The sequence below is a fragment of the Micromonospora sp. CV4 genome (assembly GCF_003667455.1).
In the GTDB taxonomy this organism is placed as follows: Bacteria; Actinomycetota; Actinomycetes; order Mycobacteriales; family Micromonosporaceae; genus Micromonospora.
The window spans coordinates 1-6588 of sequence record NZ_RCVI01000319.1; the positions used below are offsets into that span (position 1 = coordinate 1).

The 6588-nt window shown below is 70.9% G+C and carries 3 protein-coding genes; 1 reads left to right on the forward strand and 2 read right to left on the reverse strand.

Annotation, left to right across the window (positions count from 1 at the left end):
• Positions 1-2242 (forward strand): hypothetical protein (locus tag EAD98_RS22690; protein ID WP_233583926.1); only part of this gene is annotated, 2242 nt, incomplete at its 5' end.
• A gap of 122 nt (positions 2243-2364) precedes the next feature.
• Here EAD98_RS22690 and EAD98_RS22695 read toward each other — a convergent pair.
• Entirely contained in the window at positions 2365-3873 is a 1509-nt protein-coding gene (locus EAD98_RS22695; protein WP_121656041.1) for a glycosyltransferase family 87 protein, read from the reverse strand.
• Positions 3874-3998: 125 nt separating this feature from the next.
• Positions 3999-6588, reverse strand: a 2590-nt coding sequence (locus tag EAD98_RS22700) for a transglycosylase domain-containing protein (protein WP_368666166.1), incomplete at its 5' end; no start/stop codon positions are given.

Genomic DNA, 6588 nt, shown 5'->3' on the forward strand with positions numbered 1-6588 from the left:
CGTCACCACGAGCGACGGTACGAAAGCCGCCACCCCCACGGACGACGGCCCCGAGCCCGGCCCCGCGAAGAACGACGCTCCCAAGCCCGACGCGGCCAAGGACAGCGCGGCGAAGGACGGCGCAGCCACGGGCAGCGCGACCAGGAACGGCGCGACCAAGAACGGCGCCACCACGGACGATGCAGCCGCCGACGGCGCGGGCAAAGACGGCGCAGCCAGGAACGGCGCGACCAAGAACCGCACGGCCAAGAACCGCACGGCCAAGAACGACCGAGGCAAGGGCGACGCGGCCAAGGGCGGCACAGGCAAGGGCGACGCGGCCAAGGGCGGCACAGGCACGAACGGTGCGACCAAGGGCGGCACGGGCAAGGGCGACGCGGCGGCCAAGGGCGGCGACACGACCGAGGGTGAGAAGGCCGGCGATGCCGACGCTTCGGTGCAGACCGACGGTGCGGCGAAGTCGGCGGGATCCGAGCGCTGGGAGGCGTTCGCTTCCGCCCCGGAGCCGGTGCCCTCCCGGCTCACCCGGGCGACACGCGCCGTCGGCCGGTTCCTGATCCACGAGTGGACACTGGCGAGCCTCGGCGCGCTGGCGCTGGCCGTGTTGATGACCTGGCCGACGCTGCGTTACCCGCGCTACACCCTGCCGCAGGACTACTGGGACCCGAGCCTGCAGGCATGGCAGATGGCCTGGTCCGGGCACATCCTGCTGACCGAGCCGGCGCGCCTGTGGCAGTCCAACACGTTCTTCCCCGAGCTGTGGAGCTTCGCGTTCTCCGACACGCTGCTCGGCTACGCCCCGGCCGGGATGCTCGGCAGCGGCCCCGAGGACGCGGTGCTGCGCTACAACATCATGTTCGTGCTGGCGCACGCGCTGGCCACGCTCGGGGCGTACGCGCTGGCCCGGCAGCTCGGCTCGGGCCGGATCGGCGCGGCGGTGGCCGGCGTCGCCTACACCTACGCGCCGTGGTTGCTGGCCCAGGCCGGGCACCTGCACGTGCTCTCCAACGGCGGGATCCCGCTGGCGCTTGCCATGCTGGCGCGCGGGCACGGCTGGTCGCTGCGGCACGGCTACCGGCCCGAGCGCCGGCACGACGGCTGGGTGTACGCCGGCTGGCTGGTGGCAGCCTGGCAGCTCAGCCTCGGCTTCGGCATCGGTCTGCCGTTCGCGTACTTCCTGGCCGGCGCGGTGCTCGTCGCCGCCGTCCTCTTCTACGCGCGGCGGCTCCGCACCGGCCGGGCGCTGCCGTTCGGCCGCCGGCTGCTCGTCGCCGACCTCGTGGGCGGGGTGCTCTTCGCCGGGGTGGGTCTGCTGATGGCGATTCCGTACTTCAAGGTGACCGAGCTGCACCCGTACGCCGAGCGCAGCATCGGTGACATCAGCATCTTCTCGCCGCCGGCGTCCGGCTTCGTGACTGCGCCCGCGGAGTCGCGGATCTGGGGCGGGCTGCACGAGGGCGCCCGAGCGGCGCTGCCGTGGCACCCGGAGATGACTCTGCTGCCGGGCTTCGTGCTGTACGCGTTGGCCGCCGGTGGGCTGTTGTTCTCGGTCTGGCGGCTACGGCACCGGCTGCTGCTCCTCGCCGGGGTTCTGGTGACGATGGCCTTCGCGATGGGCACCCGCTTCTTCGACGGCGCCTTCACCTACGTCCCGCTCTTCGAGCACGCACCCGGCTGGAACGCGCTGCGTACCCCCGGGCGGTTGATGCTCTGGACGACGCTGCTGCTCGCCCTGCTCGCCGCGGGCGCGGTCACCGCCCTCACCGAACGGGTCCGCGAGCTGGCCGCGCAGCGGATCCCGTCCTGGCCGGGGCCGTGGCTGCGCCTGGCCACCCTGCTGCCGTTGCTGCTGGTCATCGTGGAGGGCCTGAACACCACCCCGCATCCGGTGGTGCCGACGCAACCGGCCGCGCTGCGCACGGTGGAGGGTCCGCTGCTGGTGCTGCCCAGCAACCAGAGCCTGGACCAGCATGTGATGCTCTGGTCGACCAGCGGCTTCCCGGACGTGGTGAACGGCGGCAGCGGCTTCACGCCGCGCCAGCTCGACGACGTCCGCCGGGTGACCCAGTCGTTCCCCGACCAGACCAGCGTCGACTACCTGCGCACGCTCGGCGTCCGCACCGTGGTGCTGCTGCGCGGGCAGGTCGCCGGAACGCCGTGGGAGATCACCATCGACGCGCCGGTCGACTCCCTCGGCATCACTCGGCAGGAGATCGACGGCGCCGTGGCGTACCGCCTCTGACGCGGCTGGCGTCCAAGGCGGGTTTGCGGGGGAGCCCACCCGGCTCCGGGCGGTCAGGCTTGATCCCTGCGCCGGGCGGCTCCTCCGCAAACCCTGACGTCGCCAGGCCGCGTGAATGCGGATCAGGTGGTGGTGGCGGGTTCGCGTGAGGGTTCACTGGTCGTCGCTCGCTGTCGCCAGCGGTCCAGCCAGGGGGCGTCCGGTGCGCCGTCGAGCACGCCGCCGTCGGGGTCGTCCGGATAGGTGGCCCGCACCGCGTCCCGCTCGGGGTGCAGGATCTCCCGGATGACCAGCACGCAGAGCACCACCACGGTGGCCAGCCGCAGCGTCGAGGCCAGCACGAACACCCCTTCCGGGAAGACCGGGCGGCTGGTCGCCGCGCCGAGCAGCTCGCCGTAGAAGGCGACGAAGTAGCAGACCTCGGCGAACTGCCAGGCCAGGATGGCGCCCCACTTGGGGCGGGCCAGCACCACCAGGGGCAGCAGCCAGAGCACGAACTGCTGGGACCAGACCTTGCTGAAGATGAGGAACGCGGCGACGACCAGGAAGGCGAGCTGGGCCAGCCGCGGCCGGCGGGGCGCCCGCAGCGCCAGGACCGCCACGCCGAGGCAGGCGAGCCCGAACAGGGCGTACGAGATGGTGTTGAGGGTGGGGATGTTGGCGTTCAGCCACTCGAAGGGGCCGAGCCGGGCCGGGTCTCCGCCGACCTTGCCGTCGAGGTAGCGCCCGATGTACCAGAGCGTGCCCCAGTCGATGGGTCGGGTGGTGTTCAGCTCGAAGAACCGGTCCCAGTTCTCCGGGTACGCCCGCACGGCCGGCAGGTTCACCAGCACCACGGCGGCGATTGCGGTCCCGATGGCGGTGAGCGCGGCGCGGACCCGGTCGGCCCGGAGCGCCAGGATGAGGATCGGTCCCAACAGGAACAGTGGCCAGAGCTTCGCCGCGCCGGCGAGGCCGAGCAGCACTCCGGCCACCACGGGTCGTTTCCGGGCCCAGGCCAGCAGGCCGAACGCGGCCAGCCCGATGGCGAGCAGGTCCCAGTTGACGGTGGCGGTGAGCACCAGCGCGGGGGCGAGCGCGAACAACGCGGCGTCCCAGGGTCGTCGTCTGCGTAGCGCCAGGATCACCGCCACGGTGGCCACCGCGAGCGCGCCCAGCACCAGCGCGTTGAGGTTGTAGAACCACTGGCCCTGGTTGATGCTGGGGTCGCCGTCGCCGATGGCGTGCACCGGCAGGCCCAGCGCCCCCATGAAGTAGCCGGTCAGCACCGGGTACTCGACGGGGTGGTCACGGTAGGGCACCTTGCCCTCGTTGAGCCCCTCGGCGTAGTAGAGGGCGAGCACGTCGGTGTAGCAGAACTTGGTGTACTGCTCGTTGTTCTGCCAGGCGCCGTCCTGGCACGGTGACTTCTGCACCCAGTGCAGGGCGAGCGTGAGGCAGACCAGCGCCAGCACGATCCGGACGGCGGTCCAGAACCGGCGTTCACCGCCGGCGGGCCGGTCCAGTGCCGTCGCGTGGTCGCCGAGGGGTCCGCCGATCACGCCGGAGATGCCGCGGACGAACCCGTCGGAGCGGGACGGGTGGTCGGTGGTTCCGGCGTCGTCGATGCCGGGCGTCGACTGGGTGCTCATGGGAAGGCATCCTGCCGTACGACGGGGGTGCGCGTCCTGTCCCGGCGCGCGGATCCGGGTACGGAAACGCCGCCGCCGGCCGGACAGGTCGTCCGGCCGGCGGCGGCGTCGTTCAGCGGTGCGGGTCAGTCCCGGTTGGTCGGTGGCAGGCCGGGTAACAGCCCGCCGCCGTTGCCGCCGGTTCCGGGTCGGCCGGGATCGTTCGGGTTGTTGCCCCCGTTGTTGCCCCCGTTGTTGCCGTCGGTACGCGGGCAGAAGGGGTTGGTCAGCGGGTCACAGGGCTGACCTGGCTGACCCGGCTGACCGGGCAGGCCCGGCAGACCGCCCGCCGGCGGCGGAGGCGGCGGCGGCTCCTCACCGTTGCCGGAGTCCTTCTCGCCGATGTTCGCCGCCGGCGGGAAGTCGACCTTCTCCTCGTCCTTCAGCGCCTGGTTCATGAACCGCTCCCAGATGTCACCCGGGAGGTTTCCACCGCTGACCTTGCGGCCGTCCTCAAGCTTGAGTGCCTTCCGGTTCCCCACGTTGCCCACCCAGACCGCCGTGGCCAACTGGGGCGTGTAGCCGATCATCCAGGCGTCGCCGTTGTCCTCGCTGTCGCCCCTGAGTTCCCAGGTGCCGGTCTTGGAGGCGGCCTTGCGGCCGTCGTCGAGCCGGTGGTTGACCGCGGCCGGGTAGTCCTTCAGCACCGACGTCACGTCGGCCACCACGTCCTTGTCGATGCGCGCCTGGGAGTCGAGCTTCTCGCTGCCCTTGGCCACCTTCTCCCACTTGCCGGTGTTCGGGTTCTGCTTTTCCACCGAGTAGAGGAAGTGCGCCTTGTTGTAGACGCCACCGTTGGCGAAGGTGGCCACACCGTTGGCGTGGTCCAGCACGGTGATCGGGTACTGGCCGTAGCCGACCACGTTGAAGAACGGCTCCGGAGTGATCTTCTTCGGGTCGGCCTTGGTCAGGTCGTACGCCTTCGCCGGGTTGGTGTCGGTGCGCCACATGGTGGTGACGCCGGCCTGCTTGGCCATGTCGACGACCTTGTCCGCGCCGATCTCCTCGGTGACGTAGTAGAAGGGCACGTTCAGCGACTTGAGCGTGGACACACGGAGCGTGCAGGAGTTGCCACAGTCCGGGTTGTCGTCACCCGCGTTGCTGACCTTGAACTTGGTGCCCTCCGGCGTGAACGCCTTGCCCTTCCACCGGGACTCGAGCGCCTTGCCGGCCTTGAGCGCGGCCGCCAGGGTATAGATCTTGAAGCTGGAGCCGGGCGAGTGACCGCCGCTGACCGCCCCGGTGGAGTCGGTGTTCTTGCCGGCGTAGTCGGTGCCCGTGCCGTTGTCACCGCCGTAGTAGGCGAGCACCCGACCGTTCTTCGGGTCGATCGCGACCACCGCGGCCATCAGGTTGCTCGGCTGGCCCGCCAGCTCGGAGCCCTTGGACTTGCGCTGGGCGGTTTCGACCGCCGCCTTCTGGATCTTGGTGTCGATCGTGGTGCGGATCCGGTAACCGCCGGCCATCAGCGCCTGCGAGCAGAGCGGCTTGGCCTCGGTCACCTGCGTGTCCTTGTCGACGCAGATGCCCCTGTCCCGCATCTCTTCCCGGACGTAGTTGATGACGTTGCCGTACGGGGTGTCGACGCCGAAGTCGACCCCGATGCCGCCCTTCTTCGGGGACTTGATGTTCTTCGGGTAGGCAACGGGCCGCTCCGGCTTGCCGGGCACGCCCAGCCAGCCCTCCTTGACCATGCCGTCGATCACGTAGTTCCAGCGGTCCTGCGCGGCGGTCGGGTTGATCGCCGGGTCGTACCCCTGGTGGGTGGCGCTCGGCTCCGGCTGCTTGATCAGGGCCGCGAGCACCGCGCCCTCGTCCGGCTTGAGATCCTTCACCGGCTTGCCGAAGTAGGTCTGCGCCGCCGCTTCGATGCCGTACGCGCCGCGGCCGAAGTAGATCACGTTGAGGTAGTGCTGCATGATCTGCGGCTTCGTGTACTCGTCGTTGAGCTTGGAGGCGAGGATCGCCTCCTTCACCTTCCGGGCGTAGGTGTCGTCCTTCAGGTTGTCGTAGGCGTTGCGCGCGTACTGCTGGGTGATGGTGGAGGCACCCTGCTTGTCGCCGCCGGAGAGGTTGTTCCAGCCGGCCCGGGCGATGCCCTTGTAGTCCACACCGGAGTGCCGGTAGAAGTTCCGGTCCTCGGCGGCGGCCACCGCGTCCTGCACCCACTGCGGGATCTGGTCGATGGTGACCAGGGTGCGGTTCTGATCGCCCACCTTGGCGATCGGAGTCTTGTTGTCGAACGCGTACAGGGTGGTCGCCTGCGGCGGGATGATCTCGTCGGGCAGCACCACGTTGGTCGAGTAGTAGGTGAAGCCGACCACGCCGACGCCGGCGAGCATGATGAAGACCGCGAACCCGGCGATCAGCAGGTTGATCCGCTTGCGCTTCTTCGCCCGGGCCGCGCCCGGGTCGCCCGGACCGCGACCGCCCCGACCTCCGCGACCCGGACCGTTCGGCCCACCAGGTCCGCCGGGGCCACCCGGGCCGCCGGAGACCGGTGAGACGCTCGCCCGAGCCACCGCGGCCCGACCACCGACGGATGCCGATCCGACACTGGCCCGGCCCGCCGAGGCGGCGCCGACGGACGCGGCGCCGACGGCGGCCCGACCGGCCGGTGCGCCCGGTGCCCGTGTCTCCGGCACCGGGCGCACCGGCCGGTGCCGGAGACACGGG

Coding starts and splice junctions, on each gene's coding strand:
- EAD98_RS22695 (WP_121656041.1), bottom strand. CDS start 3,873: ATGAGCACCCAGTCGACGCCCGGCATCGACGACGCCGGAACCACCGAC.